This window comes from Cupriavidus sp. TMH.W2 (assembly GCF_050847365.1).
Classification (GTDB): Bacteria; Pseudomonadota; Gammaproteobacteria; order Burkholderiales; family Burkholderiaceae; genus Cupriavidus.
The window spans coordinates 178,590-202,336 of record NZ_CP193795.1 but is presented as its reverse complement, the minus strand read 5'-3'; the positions used below and the strand labels follow the sequence as shown (position 1 = coordinate 202,336).

At 57.7% G+C, this 23,747-nt stretch carries 27 protein-coding genes; 1 reads left to right on the top strand and 26 read right to left on the bottom strand.

What is annotated here, in order from left to right; translation table 11 throughout:
- Positions 1 to 51: 51 nt before the first annotated feature.
- The 17 genes from ACREYQ_RS32880 to tnpA form a co-directional block, all read right to left on the bottom strand.
- On the bottom strand, positions 52 to 501 hold the full coding sequence (locus ACREYQ_RS32880) for a hypothetical protein (protein WP_432263147.1): 450 nt from the start codon (positions 499 to 501) through the stop codon (positions 52 to 54).
- A gap of 156 nt (positions 502 to 657) precedes the next feature.
- On the bottom strand, positions 658 to 1,338 hold the full coding sequence (locus ACREYQ_RS32875; protein ID WP_432263146.1) for a hypothetical protein: 681 nt from the start codon (positions 1,336 to 1,338) through the stop codon (positions 658 to 660).
- A 115-nt stretch (positions 1,339 to 1,453) separates the two neighbouring features.
- Positions 1,454 to 1,909, bottom strand: a complete 456-nt coding sequence (locus ACREYQ_RS32870; RefSeq protein WP_432263145.1) for a hypothetical protein — start codon at positions 1,907 to 1,909, stop codon at positions 1,454 to 1,456.
- Positions 1,906 to 2,745, bottom strand: a complete 840-nt coding sequence (locus ACREYQ_RS32865; RefSeq protein WP_432263144.1) for a hypothetical protein — start codon at positions 2,743 to 2,745, stop codon at positions 1,906 to 1,908. Before ACREYQ_RS32865 ends, ACREYQ_RS32870 begins: the two co-directional genes overlap by 4 nt.
- 8 nt (positions 2,746 to 2,753) lie before the next feature.
- The gene (locus ACREYQ_RS32860) at positions 2,754 to 3,968 is read right to left on the bottom strand and encodes a type II secretion system F family protein (protein WP_432263143.1); all 1,215 of its coding nucleotides are present in this window, start codon (positions 3,966 to 3,968) and stop codon (positions 2,754 to 2,756) included.
- Entirely contained in the window at positions 3,961 to 5,670 is a 1,710-nt protein-coding gene (locus ACREYQ_RS32855; RefSeq protein WP_432263142.1) for a GspE/PulE family protein, read from the bottom strand. The genes ACREYQ_RS32860 and ACREYQ_RS32855 overlap by 8 nt, the downstream gene beginning before the upstream one ends.
- Before the next feature lie 22 nt (positions 5,671 to 5,692).
- Entirely contained in the window at positions 5,693 to 6,289 is a 597-nt protein-coding gene (locus ACREYQ_RS32850) for a hypothetical protein (protein WP_432263141.1), read from the bottom strand.
- Between the two features lie 14 nt (positions 6,290 to 6,303).
- Positions 6,304 to 7,719 (bottom strand): type II secretion system protein GspD, encoded by a 1,416-nt coding sequence (locus ACREYQ_RS32845; RefSeq protein ID WP_432263140.1) that lies wholly within the window; start codon positions 7,717 to 7,719, stop codon positions 6,304 to 6,306.
- A gap of 264 nt (positions 7,720 to 7,983) precedes the next feature.
- The gene (locus ACREYQ_RS32840; RefSeq protein ID WP_432263139.1) at positions 7,984 to 8,823 is read right to left on the bottom strand and encodes a cysteine protease; all 840 of its coding nucleotides are present in this window, start codon (positions 8,821 to 8,823) and stop codon (positions 7,984 to 7,986) included.
- 402 nt (positions 8,824 to 9,225) lie between these two features.
- The gene (locus ACREYQ_RS32835) at positions 9,226 to 9,786 is read right to left on the bottom strand and encodes a hypothetical protein (protein WP_432263138.1); all 561 of its coding nucleotides are present in this window, start codon (positions 9,784 to 9,786) and stop codon (positions 9,226 to 9,228) included.
- A gap of 108 nt (positions 9,787 to 9,894) precedes the next feature.
- Complete coding sequence (locus ACREYQ_RS32830) at positions 9,895 to 10,230, bottom strand: hypothetical protein (RefSeq protein WP_432263137.1); 336 nt, start codon at positions 10,228 to 10,230, stop codon at positions 9,895 to 9,897.
- Positions 10,231 to 10,301: 71 nt separating this feature from the next.
- Positions 10,302 to 10,580 carry a hypothetical protein gene (locus tag ACREYQ_RS32825; RefSeq protein ID WP_432263136.1) on the bottom strand — a complete coding sequence of 93 codons (279 nt, stop codon included), beginning with the start codon at positions 10,578 to 10,580 and terminating at the stop codon, positions 10,302 to 10,304.
- 164 nt (positions 10,581 to 10,744) lie between these two features.
- On the bottom strand, positions 10,745 to 11,479 hold the full coding sequence (locus ACREYQ_RS32820; RefSeq protein WP_432263135.1) for a hypothetical protein: 735 nt from the start codon (positions 11,477 to 11,479) through the stop codon (positions 10,745 to 10,747).
- A gap of 91 nt (positions 11,480 to 11,570) precedes the next feature.
- Positions 11,571 to 12,029, bottom strand: coding sequence for a hypothetical protein (locus ACREYQ_RS32815; RefSeq protein WP_432263134.1), 459 nt, complete (start codon positions 12,027 to 12,029; stop codon positions 11,571 to 11,573).
- Between the two features lie 1,147 nt (positions 12,030 to 13,176).
- A complete protein-coding gene (gene tnpC, locus ACREYQ_RS32810) occupies positions 13,177 to 14,781 on the bottom strand; it encodes an IS66 family transposase (protein WP_432258355.1) in 1,605 nt (534 codons plus the stop codon).
- 57 nt (positions 14,782 to 14,838) lie between these two features.
- Positions 14,839 to 15,192, bottom strand: coding sequence for an IS66 family insertion sequence element accessory protein TnpB (tnpB, locus tag ACREYQ_RS32805; RefSeq protein ID WP_006163467.1), 354 nt, complete (start codon positions 15,190 to 15,192; stop codon positions 14,839 to 14,841).
- A complete protein-coding gene (gene tnpA / locus ACREYQ_RS32800) occupies positions 15,192 to 15,662 on the bottom strand; it encodes an IS66-like element accessory protein TnpA (protein WP_432258356.1) in 471 nt (156 codons plus the stop codon). The genes tnpB and tnpA overlap by 1 nt, the downstream gene beginning before the upstream one ends.
- Before the next feature lie 243 nt (positions 15,663 to 15,905).
- Between tnpA and ACREYQ_RS32795 the strand changes: the two genes are divergently transcribed.
- The gene (locus ACREYQ_RS32795; protein WP_432263133.1) at positions 15,906 to 16,523 is read left to right on the top strand and encodes a hypothetical protein; all 618 of its coding nucleotides are present in this window, start codon (positions 15,906 to 15,908) and stop codon (positions 16,521 to 16,523) included.
- Positions 16,524 to 16,641: 118 nt separating this feature from the next.
- Here ACREYQ_RS32795 and ACREYQ_RS32790 read toward each other — a convergent pair whose 3' ends face one another.
- The 9 genes from ACREYQ_RS32790 to ACREYQ_RS32750 all read right to left on the bottom strand — a co-directional run bounded on the left by ACREYQ_RS32790 (position 16,642) and on the right by ACREYQ_RS32750 (position 23,674).
- Positions 16,642 to 17,127, bottom strand: coding sequence for a hypothetical protein (locus ACREYQ_RS32790; RefSeq protein WP_432263132.1), 486 nt, complete (start codon positions 17,125 to 17,127; stop codon positions 16,642 to 16,644).
- 254 nt (positions 17,128 to 17,381) lie between these two features.
- Positions 17,382 to 19,178, bottom strand: a complete 1,797-nt coding sequence (locus ACREYQ_RS32785) for a phosphoadenosine phosphosulfate reductase family protein (protein ID WP_432263131.1) — start codon at positions 19,176 to 19,178, stop codon at positions 17,382 to 17,384.
- A 149-nt stretch (positions 19,179 to 19,327) separates the two neighbouring features.
- Positions 19,328 to 19,543, bottom strand: coding sequence for a hypothetical protein (locus ACREYQ_RS32780; RefSeq protein WP_432263130.1), 216 nt, complete (start codon positions 19,541 to 19,543; stop codon positions 19,328 to 19,330).
- Between the two features lie 19 nt (positions 19,544 to 19,562).
- Positions 19,563 to 20,201: a hypothetical protein gene (locus tag ACREYQ_RS32775; protein ID WP_432263129.1), complete on the bottom strand. Its 639-nt coding sequence runs from the start codon at positions 20,199 to 20,201 to the stop codon at positions 19,563 to 19,565.
- 241 nt (positions 20,202 to 20,442) lie between these two features.
- Entirely contained in the window at positions 20,443 to 20,799 is a 357-nt protein-coding gene (locus ACREYQ_RS32770) for a hypothetical protein (RefSeq protein ID WP_432263128.1), read from the bottom strand.
- Between the two features lie 479 nt (positions 20,800 to 21,278).
- Positions 21,279 to 21,611: a hypothetical protein gene (locus ACREYQ_RS32765; RefSeq protein WP_432263127.1), complete on the bottom strand. Its 333-nt coding sequence runs from the start codon at positions 21,609 to 21,611 to the stop codon at positions 21,279 to 21,281.
- 182 nt (positions 21,612 to 21,793) lie between these two features.
- The gene (locus ACREYQ_RS32760; protein WP_432263126.1) at positions 21,794 to 22,279 is read right to left on the bottom strand and encodes a hypothetical protein; all 486 of its coding nucleotides are present in this window, start codon (positions 22,277 to 22,279) and stop codon (positions 21,794 to 21,796) included.
- A gap of 261 nt (positions 22,280 to 22,540) precedes the next feature.
- On the bottom strand, positions 22,541 to 22,987 hold the full coding sequence (locus ACREYQ_RS32755; RefSeq protein ID WP_432263125.1) for a hypothetical protein: 447 nt from the start codon (positions 22,985 to 22,987) through the stop codon (positions 22,541 to 22,543).
- A 93-nt stretch (positions 22,988 to 23,080) separates the two neighbouring features.
- Positions 23,081 to 23,674: an N-6 DNA methylase gene (locus ACREYQ_RS32750; RefSeq protein ID WP_432263416.1), complete on the bottom strand. Its 594-nt coding sequence runs from the start codon at positions 23,672 to 23,674 to the stop codon at positions 23,081 to 23,083.
- Positions 23,675 to 23,747: the final 73 nt, after the last annotated feature.

The window sequence follows — 23,747 nt, the reverse complement described above, 5'->3', positions numbered from 1 at the left end:
CCGTGAGAAAGAGGAAGTACGGCAGCACTGACCCGCGCTGGGAGCTTCGCATCAATTGCTCACCTTGAAGGTCAGAATGCTGCCACTGACGGTAGCATCAGTGCCCAAACGCGTGGCAGCTTGCGCCAAGGCATTACCGTCGCCGACGATCATCAGACGGGCACTGGTTGCGTCATTGACATACTGCCAGTTCCTCGTCATGAACTTCGGCGTTGGCGGGTAAGTGACCCCATCCGTTCCAGTCCAGAGGTTCTGCGCCGTACCGGGGCACACCAGCGTGGATACGAAAAGAGCGACAGAGCCACCAGGAAGCGCCGGACGGTAAGGGGTACCATTATTGCCATCGGGATAGTCAGAGCCACATAAGAGGATGCGTGCTCGAATCAAGTTTGCTTGAATTGCCACCTGAGAACCGGCATCCGCATAGGACTGGTTGCGTAACCCCATCGTGTCGGACATGGCCACAAACTGGGTCAACGCGGCGACAAGCACGACTGACATGATGACTGCGGCAAGTACGGCGAAGCCGCGCTGATGGCGCCGAGTGGGTGTTCTATGCATCATGGTCTCCATAATGAAGGCGGCTGTCTCAAGCTGTCCTGGCAGAGGAAGGCTTGAGACAACCGCCTGGGCGATTGTCCGAAGCAGCCTCTAGGCTTAGGAGGCGTTGACAACGTGGAAGTAGACGTACTTGCCGTCCGATGTCTGCACGCAGCCAGCAGGCCAGTTGAGCACCGCTGCGGTGCCCGAAAGGTCGGCACCCGAGGAAGTCGATACCGGCACAGCATTGGTCGCACCGCCAACGAAAGCCGACTCGGCCAGTGCTACGGTCGGCGGGGCGACGTTGCCCAATGCGTAGAGCACATCGTTCACCTTCGAGCAGACACCGTTTTTCAGACCAGCCAGGGTCACGATGTAGTCGACGCCAGCCTGGGTGCCGATCCCATTGCCCTTGAAGGCCGTGTTGTAGGTCCAGAACCCTTCAGTCGCACCGAGCGGGGTCTGCATCGAGTTGCCGCCCGGGATCGGTTTGATAATGCCGACATTCGGATCGAAGATGCCCTTCCCGGTTGTCGTGTCATACGTGACGGTCGCGGGAGTAATACCGTTTGTCACCAGGTTGGTGAAAGTCTGCTCCTGGGACTTCGCTTGGTCGATGATCGACGAAGCCATGACCTTGTTGTTGCCGTCAGTTGCAGCACTGGTATTCGAACGGCTGGTTGCCGCCCACGCGACCAATGCGCCACCGATGATCACAGCCATCAAGAGCAGCGGCAGAACTGCAATGCCCTTCTGCTTGCTCTTCCCCTTGTAAAACACTGGCTTTCTGAATTTCATCGTGTGTAATATCGGCAGCCTTGCAATGCAAGGCGGGGTGCCTAAGTGAAAAATCACTCCCTTGCCGAAATCTCCTTCATGAAGCGGCACCTGCGTTGGGAAACCTCTATGCTCGTTACCGAGCCACAACAACAACTGTTCGAACTCCCGACAACTCTGCAACGAGAGCTGCGCCCTGACACACCGAAGCGCCGGCGCACACATTCCTGACAGACAACTCAGGGTGAAGAATCATCAAATCCATAACAGCATCCTTCCATGACTGCAGATCGGAGAGCGCCGTGCCGCGGATGACAATCCGGTCGATACGCGCTTCCATAGAGACGTTTGATCGCTTCACGGTTTCCTGCACAAATCCCCTATACGCAGCTTCGTTCAAAGGGCTCTTCGTCACCGTGACCGTTGGAACCTGAGCTCGCCAGAAATCCGCACCGTAGTTCGCATTCCGTAGATGAAGCATCGAGAAGGCAAAGACGGACGCAGAAATGGCCATCAGGAGAAGAGACACCGCCGGCACTACGAGGTACATCGGTGCAGCGACATTCCTAAAGCGATTGAGTCGAAGTTTCATTTCAGGTCGCCTTTCGAGAGGGTCAGGTACAGCTTGTCCATTTCCTTCTTCGTTGCTCCGACAAATGGCTTGAAGTCGGTTGTCCAAACGGGCAGCATCACCTCATACGACACATTGTCACCATCGTCCGAATACTTCATCGCTCGACCTTGCCGTTCAACTACGGACCGCGCGAAGTTGACAAATTGCTGCCAAACACGGTTGTCAGCCTGGTTGATCTGTACGGTCTGTGCTGCGTGCTCGGCTGAAGATAAATAGAGCTCCCTCGCTGTCTCACTGGCTTTGTTCTGATGGGTGGAGATCGCCATGGCGATCGATGAGCCAAGCAGCAGACAGGCACTGACTGAGAAGGAGGCGGCCGTGATCCATCGTCCGATGGATCTCATGTGTCGCTGAGCCTCGCGGGTAACGCCTGACCATTCCGCGACCTCGTCCGGCCAGAATTGCGGACGGCCGTCGCTGGCAAACCTCATAGCGTCATCACGCAGTCCCGTGAAGACTTCAACATCACCATCATCGTTGACCGAGACGACAGCAACTAGCCCATTGCGCAGGTTTGCCCAGTAGTAACCGGTCCCCCTATGCCCAGGCCACCCGGGAAGTGCTTGAGCCAGGGGTGTAGCAGCAGGGAACGAAACACACGCGAAGTCTGACGACGGTGCCGCCAAGTAGTACACGCTATCGCCGTGCCTCACTGCGATGAGTTGAATCCGCTCATCGTCCAGTGCTGAGGCCGCCGAGTGGAATGCGATCAGACGAACGTCCGCGTCCCCCTTGATCGGTACTCGCCCCAAAACGATACTTGCCGGGGTGAAAACGGTGCTGGCTTGCTTCATGGATGCACTCACATCAGGTTCTGCAATGACTCAAGATTGAACGTGGCCCCAGCGTCATAGAGCTTGTAAGCCCACAGTGCCAGTGCCATCGAAATGGCCATATAGGTGATCATCACGCCAACCGACATCACCATCAGTCCCTTGGCCAACTCCTTGCGCCTGTACTCACGCTCATCGGCGATGGCTCCCAGGATCTCTCCAAGCTGGTTTGAGTTCTGATGGGCCGCAATAGCGAGCGACTCTGACGCGGTTAGCATTTCATGCCGGAAAGCTCGGACGGAGTCATGACCGTTGCGCAGATTGGTCGCCACTGAACTCCAGAATCGTTTCACTTCCCCGTGGGTCACTGTTCTGCCCATAGCGTCAACCGATTCGCCAAGTCGTACTCCCGTCATGAGCATTGCTGAAACAATGCGCGTCGAGTTAGCCATTGAAGCCTGACGCAGGTACGCACCGAGCAAGGGGAATCGGCGTAGATACGGCCACGATCGCTCCCGAACGGCAGGCGACACCATGAATGCCAAGGCCCAGGCGCTCAACAGTGCTGCAAGCCCATACGTCATGACCATCCAGACCAGGTTGACGGTGGCAATCGTGTCGAGCTCCGACAGGAAGGATTTCAGCCGCAGTTTGTCGGCCGTGGTGTTGAGGCTATTGCGGATGAACCCAATCGCAAAGAAATGCAGGGTCCAAGGCACAGAGAGAGCTGTACTGAGCTCCAGGCTGAGTACGCCCAAGGCCGAGAGGACCTGCCTCCAAGCGCTGCGCTTGGCTTCTTCGTGCTGGATCGCTGCGCGTACACCATGGCGCAAGCCAGTTTTTTCACCAGCACGAATCAGGGCAATCACGTGCTCGTCGAACAGCCCTACGGCGTCAAGCGCGTCCGCGAGCGTGCCTCCTCTTCGAATGACAATCAGTGTTCTCGCCAGCCTCGCCCGTCGCAGGGGCTTGGTTTCGCCTTCGACGATAGCCTGGATGGCCTGCGCAATTGGCACGCCTGCATCCACCTGAAATCTAAGAGCATTGAGAAGCTTCAGGCGATAGTCACGACCAAGGTATTCGTAGCTCCAAATCCCTTCTTTGATGTGCCGAATGTCATAGACCGCACTCATCCCGCCAAGAAGGGCTTCGCGACGTGCCTCGCGATGCGAGCCGGCAAAGTATTCGCGCGTGGTCAAGTCGCCACTGGGGAGAATTCCGCGAACCGCAAAAATCTCACTCATGGGGGCTGCCTCCCAGGACATCGAATGCCATCTGGGGATCAATCAACCCCTCTTGCACCAGCATCCAGAGGGAATCTTCCCTGCCCTGATAGAACACCCCCTCCAACTGAAGGATCGAACTCACCGGCTCGTCGGAGAGGAATATTCGGACCATCTCGCGACGGATTTCGTCGGAAGCCGGCCAAAATGCCGCCTCGATCAGGGGAACACGTCCATACAGTCCGGTATGCCCACAGCGCGAGCAACCGCATCGTTGCATTACGGTGCCGGAGATCCTCTCCTTGGCCATCGCAAACTGACTGAGAGCTGTCTCCTCAAAGGGGACTGGCCGAGCACACACGCAGAGACGTGGGAGCAGTCGCTGATTCAGGACGCCGCGAAGCAAGCTGGCAACCGCCATGGCTCCGATTCGGCGATACGAATCGGACAGCATGCCGATCAGGCGTGCGATCGAGTCGGAGACATTGTCGGTGTGCAACGTAGCCAGCAGCAAATGGCCGGTTTCCGCGCTTCGAATGCCGATCTCAGCGGTCTCTGTATCACGTATCTCGCCGACCATGATCACGTCCGGATCTTGGCGGACGATTGAACGCAACGCCTTTGCGAAAGTGAAGCCGGCCTCTTCGTTGATCTGGGTGTGAATCGTCAGCGGAACGCGAATCTCGATGGGATCTTCTGCCGTTATCACCCGATAGCGATCGCGATCGATAGACCTGATAAAGCTGTTGAGCGTCGAGGACTTCCCAGAGCCGGTAGGCCCAGTCACGAGCACAATTCCGCCATTCTTTGTAATGGAGTTCGCGAGCGCATCGAGACGGCTCACGATTTCCGCATGGCCAGCAAAGAGCTGCGGCAACGGCAAGATTCGGTTCGGGTCGAGCAAGCGGACGGTCAGTGCTTCGTCAGTATCCGCGGGGAGCGAGGCCACCCGCACGTCGACGACGCTATTCATCGTGCTGAAGCTGAAACGTCCATCTTGCGGTGAACGGGTGTTCGAGAAGTCCATCCCCGCGTCTTGCTTCAGGCGGCTAACGAGCACACGCATAGCCTCCGGTTCAACGAGGAACATCGGTGTCACCGACGAATCAATCCGGTACTTGATCCAGTTCTCGAGACGCTCCTTCGACGCGGTGATGTGAATATCCGAAGCCCGCATCTGCAAGGCGTTGATCAGCAGGTTCTCGACGATCTTCGCCAGCAGATTTCCGTTCTGAATATCGCGCGCATAAGTGTTCAAGTCTTGGACAATCAGGGCTTTGTCCACAGCCTGCACGGAATTGATGGAGCGCAGAATGACGGACCGGTCCCGGGGAACGTTGATGATCTCGTCCACCTGAAGTCCCGACAACCTCACCTCTTGGATGATCTCTGCCTCCGCCTCCTTATCAAGGCTGCCCAGTGCTGAGAGGTGCAGGACTTTTCCCTTCAGCCCGATGGGAACGACGCCGAGTCGGCGCATCATTGACCCTGGTATCGTGATGGCCAGGAAGTTCTTGTCACCTGAGCCGAGTTTGGTGTTGACGGCAGCGTCCACTACGGCGCGCGAGGCGAACCCATAACTCGCGACGATTTCCTCAGGCGAAATCTTCACCCCGCTGTCCGAGAGCCTGCTGTGGGCCTCTAGACACATTTCACGCTGAGATGGCGTAATGTCGCCAGCTACGACAAGCGCTTCGCAGACATCATCCAGTCCTGTGGTCATAGCGAAATCTACCTTTTGCTTCTCAACGAGGAGTGGCGGCGGCGCCGCCGGATTGACTCCCGGTGGCACTGTTCTGAAGCGACGCAAAGCCAAACTGGTTGCCCTTGAGTTCCTTGACCCCCTGACCTGCCGACAGCGCCGTCTCTGCGGTCGTGCGGTTGTTGAGGTTTGGGTTCTCCGGGATTTCGGCAATGGAGTTCACCTGCGCGTACGCCAGAACCCGACGACCATCAAGGAGGCGCAAACTGCCGTCCTTGATCACAACTTTTGCCTCATGCCCCTGGTAAAGAAAACGGGCTCCGTCATGCAGAGTCGTAGTCCGCAGAATCTTGCCGCTCTGGTCCGCTTCTTTCACAACCGCCACAGTTCCCATCGCCAGCACCACGCGAAGGTCGGGCGCATTTGGGGCGCCTGTGGCGCCCGCATTGGGAGCAAGCAGATCATCCTGACGACCGGTGGCAGAAGGCACAGGAAATGGAGAGACAGCGGGACCGGCAGCAGCGGCTTGTTGGCCTTCAAACGGAATGGCGGGAGGCAAAGCACTGTTTAGCGCGGGTTCCGCGCGAGCCAATGCGCAGAAGCTCCCCAGAATCACCAGGCAAAGGGAATGTTTGTTCATCGTCGCCTCAGCGATCAGTTGGAAGATGGGTTGGATTCACCGTTCCCGGCATGCTTGAACCGCACAACGCGTGGGCGAAGAACCATGACCAGCTCTCGGCGAGTCGAATCCTTCTCCATGCTGTTCAACAGACTGGTGTTAGACAATCCAGGGACTCCGGTCAGGTCACCGCTGTAACGGTTGGAATTGATCCCTGCCAACAGAATGGTGTCGCCGCTTCGAGCCCGGACCTTCGTTCGGATCTCCCGCATCGAGCGCTGAGGGAGCTTCTGGACCGTACCGTCCACTGACGGAAAGTCGTTAAAGCGAATGAGCTCGCCCATGGAGGCCTGAACGTCGGTAAAAATCGTGCCGTCGGACTCGTCACCGGCAAGACCAACATCTAGGCCCGTGAAGATCACGCCGGTTTCGGACGAGGAAAGCGTTGTGCCGTTGCCGATCGCTGCACCCAACCGCTTCACGTACTCGATGCTTTGCCCATCTTGGAACTGCGCCGTGCTCCCGGATACCAAAGCCAGGCGCGGCTGGGAAATGCTGGATACGGTGCCCTGTGTGTTCAAAAAACTCAGCAGCAGGTTCATCGAGAAGTTGGCACCGTTGTAGACGATGTTGGCACCGAGGCCACCGGTGGTTTGCCCCGTCGATCCGCCGGTAATATTGGTGGAGCCGATCTTGCCGCCTGCAGTTGCATTCACCGGTCCAAAGCCGATCTTGAACTGATCCCACTTGATCCCCATCGCGTGAGTGTCGGTCAGTGTCACTTCCCAGACAAACATGTCATAGACGATCAGCGATTTGGTGTCGCGGACGTATTTCAGGTACGCAGCGATTCGTTTGTTGGCCGACTTTGAGGCCATGTACGTCATGGTTCTGGAGGATTTGTCCAAGAACACTTGTGTAGCCCCCAGGCGCCCAACCATGATGGGAAGAGATTCCATCAGATCGTTCACTGGCGGGATCGGCACGATGAATTGCTGGTCCGACGAGACCTTGATGACGCCATCCTCAAAGGAATAGTAGAACCCCATCGTCTCGCTCAACTCCTTCATAAGCTGAGGCAAGCGGCGACTGAGATTCCTCACGGAAACCATCTTTGACTTGAGCTTGGAGTCCTCCTGGACGAACGTCATCGGGATGTTCGTTGCGGCGCTGACAGCGCTCAGCACATCGACGGTCTGAGCGTTTGAGAACGACAAAGGGGGAACAGGTAGGTCAGGCAGCGCAGCGCTCTCTCCGACCAAGGCTTTGGGCGGCACAATCTCTGCCCCCGAGATCAGCAATTCGTCAATCGCACTCGATCCGACCGTTTGATCCGGTTGCGGAACCTTGATCTTGGTCAGTTCTCCCTGAGCGGGGGGCTCAATCAGTCTGTTCGTCGAGCATGCGGCCAAAGAGGCGCACAGCAACGCTGCAATCAAAGTTGTTTTCATCGGTCGGGTGAGTCTTTGCTATCTGTGGCGCGTGTCGTTTAGCCGTAGGCCGGGCCTGAAACGCCCGCAAACCCGTACTGACGAATGAAAGGCCTCACCCATACGCCGCTGCGGTCGATTGATACATAACACGTGCCAATAATACTAAAGGTATCGTCAACAAGTCAACGTGCAATTACGCCTATGTGTTTGGCACGTGATGGGCGCTTCGAAAAGTGCAGAAAAAAGCCCACCTGACGTTTCCGGTCAGGTGGGCTGGAGGGGTTATGCCGCGGCGTGTGGTGCGAGCACCGTTATGGTCTTGGGAACCATGATTGTCTTTTCAACCGGAACGTAGTCCCCAATCAGGTCGATGAAGTTGTCACGGATTGCGTCGCAAGTGGCATCGAAAGCCGATACCAACTCCACACGCCGGCGTAGTTCTTCCATCGACCAGGCGGCAAAATCGACATCCTGGTCTATCGAGCGGCCGGAGTAGACCGCAAGACTACGAGGTGACCTCTCGTAGTTCAGACGGCCGGCTTCACCTTCCGCGCCGCACTTGCCGCAACGATTTCCAAGTGTGGCTTCGCTGAGTTCTCGCCTCAGCTTCCGCACCATCGCGAGCTTTTCTTCATCCGGCAGAACGACCGCCTGGACGCTAGGCTGGTTCAGATACACCTGATCGGTCCAGGCACCGCCGCTGCGAAGAATCTCAGCTCCGATCACCGCCTCGGCACCATCCATCGGCTTGGCAACCCGCTTGAAGTTGCGTTGCCCGCAGGAACGGCACCAGGACTTGTGCTCCGTCGATTCATAATGGCTCTCGTACAGTACCAAGTAGCCGCCTGAGCGACCGTTCGTCCCGATGGTGTACCGGCCTTGCATGTCTGAGGTAAAGTCATCGATCGGCGAGTTGATTTCTTCCCAGAAATCGACACCCAGGACGTTATAAGCAGCATCCAACTGGGCGCCGGAGAGCCCAAGACGGTTCAGCTTGATGCAGTGAGCATACGAAGTGCTGCGGTTATGGCTGCCCATTGTGTGGTAGCGATAGTGGCCTTCCAGGAAGGCGGTCAGGGCTTGGCGTGAACGACGATCGACAGTTTTGGCGAAATGGGGCATGGGGATCTCCTGAGTTGACGAAAAGGCCCTTGCGAAGGCCTGGCAGGAGGTGATGCCAAACAGGCATACTTAAGACGGCCGCTCTGGCGTCTCTGAGAACGAAAAACCCTCTTCGCGCATAGCGTCGAAGAGGGGCTTGGATACCAGAGTGCATGGCACTTCGGGAATCGGTTAGTGTGGTAGCGGTTCAACCTTGACAGTGACCCACCGGCCATCAATCAAGCGATCAGTGAGGCGGCATCCATTGAATTCATAGACATAGAGTTCGCCGGCAGACTTACGTGAGGACATGTGGATCTCCTGGGTTGATAGACTTTGCTACGGGAGATGGCACACACAGAAATGGAAAACCCCGGCATGGTGCCGGGGCGGGGGCGCAGGGTAAAAAGGAGGTTGCCGAGTCTATTCCGAGAAGCTGATCTTGGCGATCAAACCGGGTTGAAGCAGCGCAAAGGTCTCCTTGTCCATGGGCGTCCAAACCTTCAGGCGGTCGCCTACCATTTCGAATGGCCCCTCAACGAGCAAGCTCTGGCCGTTGTTCAAGGTCAGGCGTGCGCGTGAAGGCGTTGGGTCCGGACTGTCAAGATGTCGCTTCTCTTCGTCGGTGAGGCCGTGCACGACAAGAACCTGGTTCAGATAGTCGGCCAGGCCGGCGCCGGGAACGGCGATCTGCCTTGCCACCTTAACGAGACGGTCGACCAAAGGGGCTACCGCGAGCTCCTGCGGCGGACCAGCTCGATACGCGACTTTGAAGTCAACCGGCATGTCCGTGTAATTGAGCGAGTACACGAGTTGCCATTGCTGGCCATCCCAGCGACTGATCTTCGCCCAGCTTTGAGCCTCAACCGAAGAATCTACTTTGATGTCAACCAGAAGGCGAACACCAGAGATCTCGATCAGTTTCTTGCACAGCAGGTTTTGGCCGGACTTGCCCAGTTGAAAATCGATGACTTTTTGATGCATTTGAATCTCCTGAGAGGGTTGAACGTAGCCCCGGGAGATGTCACACAGGAAAAGGTAAAAACCCCCGGCAGGATGCCGGGGGGGTGGAAGGTTAAGTGAGAGTAGCCTTCAGCGTTTGCGGATCGGGCCGGCGCCAAACTTCTCCTCGCCGGCTTTCCTGAAGCGCTCCAGAGCGTCCGGAAGCAACTCGGCGCTCTCGATGATCTCGAACCTATCCTCGAGGCCGCCAAAACCGCCTGGTGGATACAGCCCTATACCAATCTTTCGCCCGAGTTGAATCTGATCGGTATCGCTATCCCAATCAGTGATCAGGATCTGCCAAACTCCGTCCCGCCCTTGGATTTCCAGGAACCATCCGGAGCACCCCCCGCCCGTAGATGCCTGATCGAGTCCTTGGGACTTCAGGAAATCGCCGATCTGAACTGCCGTTGTGAACTGCGTCATGAATTGCTCCTTGTGTACCAATTCTAGCCTGGCGGCGTTCTTCCCCTCCTTCTGAACGGGGACGTTCAGGGTCAGGCTTTCTCCGACGAGGGACCTTGCTTCAAGGGGCACCATACCGGGCTACCCCCCTCTTTCCGCAGGTTGTACGGGCGAATGCTCGGCGCCACGATCTTGTGAGGATTCCTGTCGGCCAAATACCCCGAATTCAGGTCGAGGCGATTGTTCGGCAATAGCTTGCAGACGATGGCTTTGTCATCATCACAGAACGAGTCGTGCGGATCGGGGTCATTGATGACCTCATGATTTGGGCAATCCAGGCAGTTCTCGTACTTCGCGAGCTGGTGATTCATGTTGATCTCCTTGAGTCAGAAAGCCTTACATAGGGGGGATGGCTCACAGGAACAAAGAAAAACCCCCGCAGCGATCGTGCGGGGGTGGTAGGTTAGTCCACTAGGCGGCCAGGAGGGCTTCCGTGATGGCCTGGCTCGCCAGCTTTTCACGGCGTTCGTGTTCTTCAGCCGTTGCCGGTCCCGATCTCCAGAATCCCCCCAAGATCTCGCAGTCGCGCAAGGTAGCGAGCGTAATCACGGTCGATGGATAGGGACCGGATGTGGAACAGTTCAGCGTCCCCTCGAACCATATCGATGAATTGTTGCTCCGACAACTCGCCGGCACCAAGGCTAGCCACGAGTGTTGTATGCCGCACATAGACTGATCGCCACGCGGATTCCGTAGTCGGTAGGCTGTACAGCACACCATCCGAGTCCGGCCAAACCACAAAGTTGGACAAGATCTGTGAGCACGTGGAACCGTTGACCTCGGCCGGAGCAGAAATCGCTGCGAGCGAGCCAGAGCGAACATCGAGCCACGCATGGTCGCGGTGGAACGCCGACGGCGGCAACAGCGGTACTTGACTCGGGCCGAACACCACCCAGCCGTTAGCAGCGTCGAAAGCCTTGATGAAGCGAACGATAAGGGTTCCAGGAACCTGCGTGGCGGGCCACAGACTCGACCGCAGCGCCGCTTCAATTCCGAATCCTTCGATGTCCTCGGGTAAGCCCCTGTCGATCGGCTGATCCGCGATCTCCAGTTCGGTGCCGTGGATCATGGCAAGATAGCCGGCTCCCTCCACTACTGGAAAGGCCGAAGGGAGATACAACAATCCCACCAGCACGAACATGTCTCCTCCGGTACGACGGATAGCAAGACGGCCGTTGATGGGGCGATGAAGCGATAAGACCGGATTCATGTCGACTCCTAACGTTGTTTGTACGTCGGGAGATAAAGCACGCGACAAAGTAAAAACCCCCATCAGCCTCATGAGCTTGATGGGGGGTGTGTTACTCCTTAATGATGAGGCGGCCAACAGCCTCATTCCAACGTCGTGTTCCGTCGTCGATGAGCGAAGAGATCTTCTCCGGCAAGTGCCTGAGGAAGACGCACGCTACGGCCGTCTTCAGCACCGCGGCCTTCTCGTCCTGGATCAGCAATCGGAATCCACGCTCAACCGGAGCGTCCTCGATCACCAGGAAGCCCTTCAGCTTCGAAGTGTCCACTCGGAATTGGAGCGCCGGTTCACGCCCGCCGGGGCGATCGTCGGCGACATCGCGATAAACGATGTGATCAATGTCCGCTCCGGCGTCGACAAGCAATTGCCACAGTGTGCGTTGACCGTCCGGTGCGCGCAGCACTTCTACGAGTTCGATCATGCTGAGCAATCGATAGGAATTGATGAGACTGCGATCGACAGGCAGCTTAGCCGCGACAAACTTTGACGCTTCCATAACATCGGTGTTCATGTTCGCTCTCCTGAGGTTGACCATGGCGAGACAACTTGCATTCGCCTTGCCTCTGGGTATGCGCCACAGAAGAGATGAAGCGATGGGGCAAAGAAAAACCCCGCCGGAAGTTGGCGGGGTGTCTGGGTTTGTAGATATACGAGCCTATTGGCAGGACTCGCAGCTACCGTCGATCGGGCAGGCGTTCTCTTGTGGCTGGATGCCTGCAAGGAAGTCATCCTCACCGTCGGCCGGAGTCGGTTGGCCAGGTTGGATTTGATCTGCTGGTTGCGCGGCGCTTTCGAACATGGTTCCCTCCGTTTTAGTTACTGAGAAGTAGGGTTGAGGACATTGGGAGTCTAGTGCTTGCGGCGAGCTCGTGGAAAATGGGGTCCTCGCTGAGGACGAACCGGACTCGAGTGATGTGAAATCGCCCGACAGCCCACCCTTACGACCTCGAAGCCGAAGATCGGCTCACGGTCAGACGCGGCCCCCTTCTCGGTCGTCGCCGAAAGCACACCGCCTTCGTTCAAGCAGTATTCGAGATATTCTCGCTCGAAATCGGTCAGTTTCAAGCGATCCCCCCGAGCAGTCATGGCGGCACCAGGATAAAGCCTGCCTCCGGACATCACCATGTCGGGAGCGATCGCCATGTAGAGTAGAAACCGCTCTTGCCTTCCATTGGCATGCGTGCGAGTCGCGCGAACTTCGGCGATCTCGCCGACACTTCCATACTGGCTAATCCTCACGTTAGATCTCCTGTCAGTTGAACATGCGAAGAGGAGATGTTTCACACCACGCTGTATCAGAAGGAACAAGGACACCCAATATCACGTAGACATACTGCGCGTGTATTGTTATCATCAAACGACAAGGTTTACTGTCTCCCGCCGCTCGCCCCTGTGATCAGGGATGGTGAAAACAGCGCAGCACCCTTCTGATGCCTACTTCCCTTGAACTGGCGTCGACAATTGCGAGATCTCGAAGGCCAACCGTTCAAGAGGTAACTTATGGGCATTGAAGCCTACAAGGTGCGTGCGTCGCGCCTGGTCAAGCATCTCACCGAGACTTTCGGCGTCAAACTCTCAACAAGCGAAGGTCTCGTGGCCATCGCTGCCGAAGAAGGGTAAGCGCCAGTTTCGGCACACCTTGAGTGCGACGAGCGTATTCAGGCAGGATGCGGCGGGGCGGCTTTCGGCGGGGCGAAGTTGAACGGCAACAGGTCGCTGATGTCGGCGTCTGGCGTTCGCTGTGGCAACTCTGTGAGCACGTGGAGCATATAGGCATATGGCTCGACGTCACAGGCCCGGCACGTCAGCATCAGGCTATAGATCATGGCGCTTGCCTTGGCGCCGGCCACGGTGTCTGCGAAGAGCCACGCCTTTCGGCCTGTGCAGAATGGCCGAATGTCACGTTCCACCGCGTTGTTGTCCACCGGCGCCCGTCCATCGATAGCGTATCGACTCAGGTATTCCCACTGATTGCGCGCGTAGGCGATGGCCTTGCCCAGCAGGCTTTCCGGCAGTACCTGCGGCGCCTGCTCATCCAGCCACGCCTTGAAGGCTTTCAGTAACGGTACGCTGTGTTGCTGACGCAGCCGGTACGTGTAGTTGGCGCGTGTTTCGCCGTTGGGCAGATCCTCCTTGGCGAGCGCTTCGACCTGATACAGGGCCTTGAAGTACTCGAGGGCCTTTCCCACTCGAGCGCTGGGCTTCTTCTGACCCTTTTGCGCATCAACGAACATCCTCCTTGAGTGCGCCAGGCAGCCGAAGTGCGTGACGTCTTCGAGGGTACGCCAGGCACTGTAGCCATCGGTCATCAGCATGCCCTCGTAGCCGGCGAGGAACGCCCGCGGATACTCTTGTCCGCGCCCCGGCCGGTAGTCGAATAGCACCACCGGATGCTCGCAATCCTCCGCGCTGCGATACACCCACATATACGATTTGCTCTGCGCGGCCTTGCCTTCCTCCTTGAGCACCTGCACCGTCGTCTCATCGGCATGGATCAGTGGCTGCGACAGCAGCGTGCGGCGTAGCGCCTCGTACAGACGGCTGTAGTGCAATTGCGCAGGGCGAATGATCCAGTTCGCCAGCGTGCCACGGCCAACCGCAATCCCAGCGCGCCCCAGCGCATCTTCCATGCGGTACAGCGGTGTGCCGTCAACGTATTTGCCGATGGTCACCGTCGCCAGCATCGCCGGGCTTGCGTTGCTGCCCGGCAGGGGTTGGGCTGGCATCGGCGCGGTCAACACCGGCGTGCGCTCGGCATTGCGATCGCAGTGCCGACACGCGTATTTGAAGCGTACGTGCTGCAGTACCGAGACCTTTGCTTCGATGTGCAACTGCTCGCTGACTTCCTCGCCCATGCGGTGCATCGATCCCTGACAGCATGGGCAGATCTTCTGGTCTTCGGTCAGGTCGTACTCGATGCGCTGGCGCGGCAGCTCTGCCGGTAGCGGCTTGCGGCCGCGTTTTCGGCCTGCAGACCTGTCAGGTTCCGGCAATCCCGTGTCCGGAAGCGCGAATGCGTCATCCTCGTCATCAGGCAGAGCCGTGGCAGCCATCTGCTCGGCTTCATCGAACACGCGGTCCTTGAGCTTCTCGCTGCTCGGTGCGAAGCGTTTGGACTGTGCGAGGCGGAACTGCTCTTCGAGGAGCTTGATGCGCTCGGTCAGCTCGGCGATGTGCTGGGCGTTAGTGGCAGCCCGCGCTTCGAGCTCGCGGATATAGGCTTGGGCCGCCGGCGGCAATCCCGAGAAGTCGTGTTCGTTCATGCTGGACACGATAGCGCAGCTACCACGCAGATAGGTATACGTCACCCCGAACAGCAATCAAGCCGTGTGCTGATATTGGCGTGACGGGTGGCGCTGCACGGCGTCCACATCGATACCGTCCAGCAGCCAGTGCAACTGCTCGGTTGTCAGCTCGATCACTGTTTGCTGACGCCGTGGCCACGCGAAGCGGTCTTCCTCCAGGCGCTTGAGCAGCAACCAGAACCCGTTGCGGTCCCACAGCAACAGCTTGACGCGGTTGCGCCGGCGGTTATGGAAGGCATAGACGGCGCGGGCAAAGGGATCAAGCTGCATCGACTGCTCGACCAGCGCAACCAATCCATTGATCCCGAGGCGGAAATCCACGGCATTGCGGTGAAGGTAGACCTGCACGTCGGCGCCGAATCGGAACATCAACGCACTCCCAACGCTTCGATCATCGCCTTCACAAGCGTAACGTCCTGCCCGCCGCATTCAAGTTCGAGCGTCACGCCGTTGGGTAGCCGCGCCCTCAGTAGCGCTGGTGTCAGAGATGGGCGTTGCGATGGTTGCGTGCGAGCAGGCGCCTCGGCCGGCGGACTTCCACGCACCACCGGCGGTTCCGTGACACGCATCACGTCGCTCACCTCGACGACCGGCACGAACGCCGGCAACGTAGACCCTGTGGCCGCGGCGGCTTCATTTGCGACCTGGTGCAGCCGAATCCACTTGCGCAACTGGTTCGTATTGATGCCGAGCTTGAGAGCCATCCCGGCTACCGATACCCCAGGCCGCAGACATGCCTCGACCAGTCGGCGCTTGTCCCTTCGGTCAAAGTCCCGCTTTCCGTTGGAGCGAATACGGATCACCCTCAGCGGCGGAACGTCAAACTCGGCTTCCATCATGATTGCGTCCGCAAATAGTGGTTGCGGACGCAAGCCTGCCCACTCTCAGCCGCAAATACTAGGTGGGGTCAATTTCGCGCTTACGAAGAAGGTATCCCGCGGGCGAACTGGAATCTACTTGCAGCACGGGCCAACCTAGAGCCAGTTGTCCGCCAGTCAGAGCTGATTGCAGGATGCACGGGCTCGGGAAAGGGCATCTATGCGAAGCAACGCATCGTAGAGGCCCTTGCCGCGCAGCGGCCAGTGCTGATCATCTCCCCGCTTGCCGAGTATGAGGCTCTCGTCAGGACACTAGGCGGAACTGAATGCGTCGTGCTCCCAGATGGACAGATCCGGCTCCGCAAAGGCTATTCGAAACTCTTCTTGTTGACCTGGGATGGGCTTGCGTCGAACAAGCCACGCTTCTCGGCCACCCTCAAACAACTCGGATTCCAGAAACCGGACCTCCGCGAAATCCTCCTTGTCGCCGACGAGATTCACGCGTACGCCCGAGATCCGTGGTTCCTGGAAATGCTCACGGAACTGATGCCTCACGAATGCGCGACGACAATGCTAATCGCCCAGGATGCCAGAGAGGCTATTGTCCCGGCTCTGGTCGCTCGGGCGGGGAGCCTGCGGATCTTTCGTCAATACGATTTCGTTGCGCGACAGCTTCTCGATCGGGACACGGCAGTCGAGGCGGTCCAACTTGAGACCGGTCAGTCGATCGTCCGAAAAGTCGCGTTCCTGACGGCCGCAACCGATACTGCAGGTCTGCGCTTTGTCGATCCCGCTGTCGTTCGCGCTGTTCTGGCGAACACGGCGACGAGAATCTTCATGAAGGTGGTCGCTCCCGAGTCGAACTCGCCACAAGAAGAGTAAGATGAGTACGACACAGGCCCGGTCTCGCCCTTGGCCTGAGCAGTAGCCCTGCTCCGTTCAATAGAAAAGAGCCCCGAAATTTCGGGGCTCCTGGATGAATCGTTACGACTGAGTCTCGCTAGTCGGCGGCTGGTTCAGCGTTCTCCCAGCACCAACAACCGGCCCCGATCGGGTAGGTGACTTCTTCGTTGTCGTTCACTCGGATCACGACAGACGTGAACACGTAGTCATCTTCGCCATCCACACGCGCCACAAAGGCGTCCCGCGCTTCGTCATAACGCACGGAGTCCATCAACGTAGTCAGACGCATCGCAGCTTCACGCGTAAAGTGCGGCATCACCCACCTATTCCAGCGAAGACCATTGCTGTATGCCGGCAGTGATACTCCATCGTCGAACCAGTCGCCCGTGACACTGACCAGTGCGAACTGCTGCGGCTCCAGAGCCGGTGCGAATTTCATATCAAATTCCGTCCGTTTCATTCTTTGGTGGAGTCCGCCTCCCTGCGGGAAGAATTCGACCTCTTCCCCCACATTCGAGACTTCTACCCGGTGTCCCTCAGCGGTTTGGTACGTGCGATTTTCGAGCTTCTGAGCTTCCGTCATTTTGATGTACATCCTCACTGTTTGGGTTGAACTGGCAAATCGTGATGAGGCACAGCCGTAAGTAACCGCCGACGGAGATCTGCAGCCGCCGTGAGCTGAGCGTCCAGCGATGGGGCGAGCATAGCCCGGACTCGTGAAGAGTGCCAGGCTGGTGATTCGCGGCCGATCGGCCAAGGACTTGACGAAGGAGGACGGCTACGAGGAAGCGGAAAAGGAAAACCCGGGAGACTGCGAAAGCAGCGTCCCGGGTATGGTTAAGCAAGGAGAAGGTCTGTCTGAGCCGAATCAGTTGTCGCTTTAGCTCCCCAAGCAGCTCGCGCCTCAGGGGGAAGGTCAGCGAATCCGACCGAAAGACTGATCAGGTGATCGATGTCGTAGTCCAGCGTCAAGCCCAATCGATCTTTATGGGCCGTCCGCCGGCAAACGTCATCGTGCTCGGCCCCCTGGGAGTGGGACAGGGTCAGACATCCGTAGTGAAAATACCATTTATAAGCTGCCGTGATCCCGCCGGCGATGACACCAGTATCGTGCATCTGAAGAAGACGATCCATCTCGAACTCCTCGATCATCATGGCGCTCTCAAGGTCAATGGAGAAGGTGCGTTCAGTTTCCACGCCCCAAGCCACCCGACCGTTCTTCAACTCGACAAGCTCGGGCGAGCAACCACCCCCTTCCGTCAACGACTCAATGAGCGGGTCGCGAAGGCCCGTCCAGGTTGAATTCTCCGCGGTGGAGTCCCATTCCTTGCCCACGTACAGAAACCGAGCGTCGGGAATCGGCGTCTTCTTGACTTCCGGAACCACTGGGATGTCAAAGCGTCGGCCAAGTTGTCTGATGTCGCGGTAGTCGGCCCAAACGGCAAAGGGCTTTGCAACGCCATTCAGTGACTGCATCGCGTCCACTGCGATCATCATATCCAGCGGCAGGAGCCTAAACTTCGGCACCTCACCAGCCGCTGTGGCTCGGACCTCCTCGTCAAAGTCAAGTTGGAGCATGAACCTCGTCAACGCCCTGAGCATTTTGGGATGGTAGGTGTCGGGCTGGACACTCAGGTAGCCAGCCTTGATCGTCCTGCCAACCCAGTGCCGCAAACGCCAATCGTACCGCGTGTTTCGAATGAACCGGTTGAATCGGTTCAAACCCTTGGCATACGCATACCGTGGATCGAACGCGACCATGTTCTCCAGCGACTTGTCTTCGCTCATCTGGCACACGAAACACCCCGTCCGCGTTCCGCATTTCCCTTGCCGGCGCTTCTCGCCCCCCTCGTAGATAGCATCAGCCACAACTGCGCAGGAAGTACCGGCCGAATGTGCATAGATCCTCTTGGTCTCCTCGAAGTCCGAGAACGATGGGTAGTGACCAGCGCCATAAAGCGCGATGGCTTCCCAAACGTCATCGGTCGACCAGTTCGCAATCGGGCTCAACACCAGATCGCCGTCCCGGTTCTTCACTGGTACATCGGCTCTCTCCCCTCTTGCCTTCATGTGCAAGGCACGTCGTTCACTTTCTTCAAAGCGAGTCCCCAAACACGTGACTGGGGCAGGTAGATTCTGCTCCTTCAACTTCCGGAACAGGCTGCGCCGAAACACCCGTTGCGGGGTGATCTTCAGATCCTGACTGCAATCCCCTTGAGCCCCGGCAAAACTCGGGAGCCCACGGCCGGTCAGCACCTTCAACTGCCAGGTTGACAACAGGTTAGGTTGAACGACTTTCGTGGACAGGCGAATCCCATGCTCCTTGGCGAATCGACGCATCTTGGCCATCTCTGCCCGGTAGTGCGACGTTACCTCCGGGCTTTCGACCATCGTGTCTCCAGTGGTGACAACGATGAGCGGATCAAATCCCGCAGACTTTGCCTTGATCGCTCCATGCAGCACAAGTGCAGCGACAACAGTGCTGTCTTTGCCACCACTAAAGGCGATGACAGCCGGGTGATGTCCTGCAAACATCGCAACAACGGCGGCCAGGGCCATGTCGATGCGTTCTTCCACCGAGATCAGCAGGTCCTCGAGCCGAAACAACTCAATGGTTTGGCCAGCAATTCCCATTTCTTTGCTCCTGATGAGCAAGCGCCACGACCCTTGCGGGAGTCGTATGCGCCCGCAGGTTGAGTGAATGTCGATACGGAAGGGAGATGTCCCACAGGGACCAAGAAAAACGGCCGCCACTTGGAAGTGGACGGCCGTCGTGTGTGCTGCTAGTTGGTAGGATCGACAATTCCGTGCTGTCGCGTTACCTTGGCCAGGTTGGCTACGGGAACCGTTCGGCTTCCCCCGCCATCGACATTGATCACAGCGAGTTTGCCGGCCGCCTCGAGGCGATCAATTTCTCCGGCAAAGTTGACAACGTCGGGATCATGCCGACAACGGCGGATCACGGCTGCGTTGAATACCACTCGATCGTTGGCTTTCATGCGAGCTCTCCCGTTGCGATCAGAATTGTGCTGACACTTGGCGCTGACCGGACATCGGTCGCACCGCGAGATGGCCCACTGAAAAACCAGAGGCCCTGCTAGGCAGCCGGGCTTCCTCGGGCACGAAATCCGCGACCGGCCATCCGTATTGCTTGGATAGCTCTTGGGCGTATGCAACAGCTCTCGGATGGCCTCCGAAATCACCGATGCATTCAACGCCGCCACGATCACCTTCCGGCTTGTAGTGGACGTAAACGGAGTAGCTCTGCGGAGCTTCGTTACGGACTTCCACGCAGCTACCGGCAGAATCACCCGGTTGATGCTCTTCGCGAACGCCTTGGATCTCTAGTCCATCGAACAGCTCAGCACGAGCCGCGATGACTCGATCACCGTATCGGTCGTCGAGCTTGTCGAGCTTCTGGCTCAAGTCATCGTCCACCGAGAACTCCCTTGCCAGGGATAAGTACAGGATGCTGTCAACAAGCACCCAACCTGCATCGCCATGGGCACTCCTCGGGAATGGAAGCACTTGACGGAGGTGCACGCCATAGGGGGTAGCTTTGTCGAACTGAGTCCAGCCATCCTCTGCCGACCAGAAGCCGGCGCCGCTGTTTGCCGCTTCGGATGGGGAATAGAGGATGAATTGGGAATCTTGCATTTGGATCTCCTGAGGGTTGGGTTGGACTTGCGCTCAAGAGATGTCGAACAGGCATACGGAAGATCCTAAAATCGATCACGACCCTCCCCGCCGGCCCCCGCCCCGCCCCGCCCCCGTAGGGTGCTAGAGTAGTTGGGAAACCTCGGAAAATCGGGCGTTCAGCGACCCCAAAAGAAACGCCCGCCGATCTCCACAAGGGGATAGAGACGGCGGGCGGGTGATGCGAGTTGACGGCTACATGTCAAGCGTCGGAGCCGACGGATTCGCGGTGTTCCTGTCGGGCTGTTGCTTCCGGCAGTTTCCGGTCGATCTGGACGGCCAGAAGCGCTTGCTCGATGCGGTGGATCAGCTCATTCATCGAGTTGATGCGGTGAATTGTTGGATGCTCGCCCTTCCAGGTACCGGTATTTGTCAGGTACCAGCCTGGCGTATCGTGCTTGACTTGCCAGTCCTCCCCATCGAGCTGCACAACGTCGCCGATCCTATACGGATTGAAGTAGCTGACCTGCATCGGATTACGGCGCGGACCTTGCAGCGTCGATCCTGCGAAAGATGCGCTATGGGCCTGTGGCATTTTCCGATCTTCGCGTTCATTCATGGCAAATCTCCTTGTTGCGTTGAATAGCAGTCGGATATGCGGAACGTCGAGATGTAAACCAGGTGTCGCAAGTACAACCAATGCCGCCGGTGGGGCGCCAGAGTGCCGATACTGACGACTGGGTGACAGAGTTCGCGCACCTGGCCTACAGGCCTTATCTGGTGCGGATCTCACGGGTTCGGAAATTCGCCGGATGCTACTACTTTGGCGCGAACGCAGACCAGCCGCACCAACTGTGGCACCGGCCGATATTGAACTCTGGCGCGGAGCTGTGCAACCCCTTGATTTGCCGCCAACACCGGGCGCATCAACTCTGACGACCTGCGTTCTTGGCTTGCCATAGCCCGCTTGAATGCTCTGCACTAACAGATACGGCTGCGCGCAAGGAAAAACCCCACCATCTTGAACAGATGAGTGGGGCTCGAGAGATTACTTCCTAGATCAGCTTCCTACACTGCATGCTTTGCGCATTGGTCACGTCAGCTGAGTTTGGCGTTGTCGTCGACAAACCGCATAGCCTTGATTGCGTCCGTTTGCGCGGCCAACCCCATGTCGGCGAGGCTAAGCCACTCTTCAGTCAACGAGGATGTCGAGAACATGTAGAACGGCACCCCGCTTTTTGCCGTACCAGCGGTTACCACGAACTGGCCCTGTTGCGCGTTGTTCACGATGAAAGCATCGAGTTCTCCGCTCGGCTTGTAGAGCTTTACGCCGCCGTTGCTCGACTTCTCGAAGAACCCGTTGCAGTCACCGAGGTACTTCCCGGGCAAATGGGCATACTTCTTTCCGTTGAAGACCAAGGTCGTTGTCATCTTCCGTTCCTGTTTGTGAGATACGCAGCAAATGCCGCTGTTTATGGGCTCCTGGAGATGACTTACACCGAACTGCAACAACCTTGGCGTCGATGCTGAAATCGAGACGATGTGCTGCCAGACCATAAGAAAACCCCGCCTGGACATGTCCTAGGCGGGGCGTGTGGTTGTTATGCTGAGGGTCAGCGGTTGCCGCAGATCTTCTTCAGGCCGCGATCGACCAGGTCACCGTCGTAGCTGATAACAACCTCGACATTCTTGCAGGACGCTTCGACGGTACCCAGTGTACGCGCGGCGATCAAGTAACCGTTCTCGTCGCCTTGGGATGCTTGTCCGTAGAGGATGGCGTTCTGAACGACCGCGGAGAGCACGCGTTTTCCGCTCTGGTCATCCGGCCACCTTGGCGCCACCGTATTGCGCGGCTCGACCCGGCCACCGCAGACACGAAAATGCTGGAAGTGGTCACGGGATGAGAGGACGGCGACAGACTCGCAGCCCCCAAACTGCCCGACATAGACTACCTGGGCATCGCGGCCGTTGATCGTGGCGAGCGTCGTTTGGCGGTTCTGGGCCACCATGCCCACCGTGTCGGTCAGATCAACGGCGTGAGCCGATCCAGCTACGACAAGACCGGCAACGACAGACAATAGTTGAACGAGTTTCTTCACAACTTTCTCCTGGAGTTGACTTGACTTGTGGGGATGTCAAACAGGCGGCGTCAAGCCAACATGTAGAATTAGTCAAGTCAACACTACTGCAATGCCAAAAAAATGACCACCCCATAGCGGGGTGGTCGGTCTGGTTTGGTCTGAAGCGATTCTACAATCCCAGTCTCGCGAGCGCCTAACGTCTCCAGAATGACGGCTGCTCTCTTCAGGTTTGCTCGGCCCACAACGCGGTGGTGCTGCGTACTTCAAGCCTGTTGGCGATCAAACTGTCACCCCTGCCAAGAAGGACCCTCGAAGCTCGCCCAATTGCGCCAGACGGACGATGCCGATGGCTTCCTCAAGGGTGTAGAGAGCGCTTTCCTCTCCCGAAACCTGATGCACGACTCGGTACAGTTGTGCTCCATGATAGGTGTTGGATGTCGCCATAACGTTGAGGCGGATCTTCTCGAGAATAAGGCGGTCCGCTCCGATGGAGCCGTAGAACATGAACCAGTTACCTTCATCCGGATCACCGGTGCAATCAGGCTCGAGATTGAGGCCGGCCGCGTCAACCAGCCACACGTCAAACCCTGCCCGCGGCTTTGGCGGTGTATCCGTAAGAAACACTGCGCCATAGCCAGTCCGATCCCGGCGGTCCAAGAGGCCATCCGCTGAAATGCTCGCGCGGTTCGCCGACGTGGTCGAATGATAGTAGATACGGTTTTGCATGAGGTTCTCCTGTGTGGATTGTCTTTACAACGAAGGGAGATGCAGAACAGTGAAAACGAAGCCGCCCTCATCGAGGGCGGCCGGTACGGGTGGTTACAAGACTCGCTCCGGTAGAACCCCAGAGGATCGCGCCGCGTCGGCAATTAGCTCCTGCCGGAATGTGGCATTTGAGGGGGCGACGAGGACACCGGGAGCTGTTGCATGCGCTACCAAAACCTTCTCATGGTCTACCCGCAGACTATCCCCACAGAAGACTATGACCTCTCCGACCTCAAGCCGGTGCGATGCGCAATTTGCCAAGAACTGGACAGCCATCATCCTTGAGCAGATCGGGTCAAGGTCGCACCCGTAGAAACTCCATCCCCGAAGTCCATCCGGACCGTGAGTGTTGAGTATCGCGCTTGCCGTAGCCAGCATCATCACTCCACTCCCACAAGTCGGGTCACAGGTAGAAAGTAACCGTGGTGACCCTTGCCGATTCTGAGGCGGCTCTACCATGCGTGCCATCATCGAGGCCACCGACCAAGGGGTAAAGAACTGACAAAGGATTTGCTTTCCACCACGACTGGCTAGTTCCTGATATAGCGGGCCGAGGATGTCAAAGAATGGCTCCTCTGCCGCAATCGCCTTATCGTATGCGGAGATTGCCCCCTTGATTTTGTCGCCCACAGCTTCAGGCACAGACATCCAAGGCTCAAATCCCCAGGTCACCATGATCTGGCTGAGCATATAGCGAAGCATCTCGCCAGGTCGATGACGA

What these genes read in the sequence shown, in the direction of transcription:
- ACREYQ_RS32880 (WP_432263147.1), bottom strand. Translation starts at nt 501, where the DNA reads ATGTCAGTCGTGCTTGTCGCCGCGTTGACCCAGTTTGTGGCCATGTCC.
- ACREYQ_RS32875 (WP_432263146.1), bottom strand. Translation starts at nt 1,338, where the DNA reads ATGAAATTCAGAAAGCCAGTGTTTTACAAGGGGAAGAGCAAGCAGAAG.
- ACREYQ_RS32870 (WP_432263145.1), bottom strand. Translation starts at nt 1,909, where the DNA reads ATGAAACTTCGACTCAATCGCTTTAGGAATGTCGCTGCACCGATGTAC.
- ACREYQ_RS32865 (WP_432263144.1), bottom strand. Translation starts at nt 2,745, where the DNA reads ATGAAGCAAGCCAGCACCGTTTTCACCCCGGCAAGTATCGTTTTGGGG.
- ACREYQ_RS32860 (WP_432263143.1), bottom strand. Translation starts at nt 3,968, where the DNA reads ATGAGTGAGATTTTTGCGGTTCGCGGAATTCTCCCCAGTGGCGACTTG.
- ACREYQ_RS32855 (WP_432263142.1), bottom strand. Translation starts at nt 5,670, where the DNA reads ATGACCACAGGACTGGATGATGTCTGCGAAGCGCTTGTCGTAGCTGGC.
- ACREYQ_RS32850 (WP_432263141.1), bottom strand. Translation starts at nt 6,289, where the DNA reads ATGAACAAACATTCCCTTTGCCTGGTGATTCTGGGGAGCTTCTGCGCA.
- ACREYQ_RS32845 (WP_432263140.1), bottom strand. Translation starts at nt 7,719, where the DNA reads ATGAAAACAACTTTGATTGCAGCGTTGCTGTGCGCCTCTTTGGCCGCA.
- ACREYQ_RS32840 (WP_432263139.1), bottom strand. Translation starts at nt 8,823, where the DNA reads ATGCCCCATTTCGCCAAAACTGTCGATCGTCGTTCACGCCAAGCCCTG.
- ACREYQ_RS32835 (WP_432263138.1), bottom strand. Translation starts at nt 9,786, where the DNA reads ATGCATCAAAAAGTCATCGATTTTCAACTGGGCAAGTCCGGCCAAAAC.
- ACREYQ_RS32830 (WP_432263137.1), bottom strand. Translation starts at nt 10,230, where the DNA reads ATGACGCAGTTCACAACGGCAGTTCAGATCGGCGATTTCCTGAAGTCC.
- ACREYQ_RS32825 (WP_432263136.1), bottom strand. Translation starts at nt 10,580, where the DNA reads ATGAATCACCAGCTCGCGAAGTACGAGAACTGCCTGGATTGCCCAAAT.
- ACREYQ_RS32820 (WP_432263135.1), bottom strand. Translation starts at nt 11,479, where the DNA reads ATGAATCCGGTCTTATCGCTTCATCGCCCCATCAACGGCCGTCTTGCT.
- ACREYQ_RS32815 (WP_432263134.1), bottom strand. Translation starts at nt 12,029, where the DNA reads ATGAACACCGATGTTATGGAAGCGTCAAAGTTTGTCGCGGCTAAGCTG.
- tnpC (WP_432258355.1), bottom strand. Translation starts at nt 14,781, where the DNA reads ATGAACGAACACGACTTCTCGGGATTGCCGCCGGCGGCCCAAGCCTAT.
- tnpB (WP_006163467.1), bottom strand. Translation starts at nt 15,192, where the DNA reads ATGTTCCGATTCGGCGCCGACGTGCAGGTCTACCTTCACCGCAATGCC.
- tnpA (WP_432258356.1), bottom strand. Translation starts at nt 15,662, where the DNA reads ATGATGGAAGCCGAGTTTGACGTTCCGCCGCTGAGGGTGATCCGTATT.
- ACREYQ_RS32790 (WP_432263132.1), bottom strand. Translation starts at nt 17,127, where the DNA reads ATGACGGAAGCTCAGAAGCTCGAAAATCGCACGTACCAAACCGCTGAG.
- ACREYQ_RS32785 (WP_432263131.1), bottom strand. Translation starts at nt 19,178, where the DNA reads ATGGGAATTGCTGGCCAAACCATTGAGTTGTTTCGGCTCGAGGACCTG.
- ACREYQ_RS32780 (WP_432263130.1), bottom strand. Translation starts at nt 19,543, where the DNA reads ATGAAAGCCAACGATCGAGTGGTATTCAACGCAGCCGTGATCCGCCGT.
- ACREYQ_RS32775 (WP_432263129.1), bottom strand. Translation starts at nt 20,201, where the DNA reads ATGCAAGATTCCCAATTCATCCTCTATTCCCCATCCGAAGCGGCAAAC.
- ACREYQ_RS32770 (WP_432263128.1), bottom strand. Translation starts at nt 20,799, where the DNA reads ATGAATGAACGCGAAGATCGGAAAATGCCACAGGCCCATAGCGCATCT.
- ACREYQ_RS32765 (WP_432263127.1), bottom strand. Translation starts at nt 21,611, where the DNA reads ATGACAACGACCTTGGTCTTCAACGGAAAGAAGTATGCCCATTTGCCC.
- ACREYQ_RS32755 (WP_432263125.1), bottom strand. Translation starts at nt 22,987, where the DNA reads ATGCAAAACCGTATCTACTATCATTCGACCACGTCGGCGAACCGCGCG.
- ACREYQ_RS32750 (WP_432263416.1), bottom strand. Translation starts at nt 23,674, where the DNA reads ATGTCTGTGCCTGAAGCTGTGGGCGACAAAATCAAGGGGGCAATCTCC.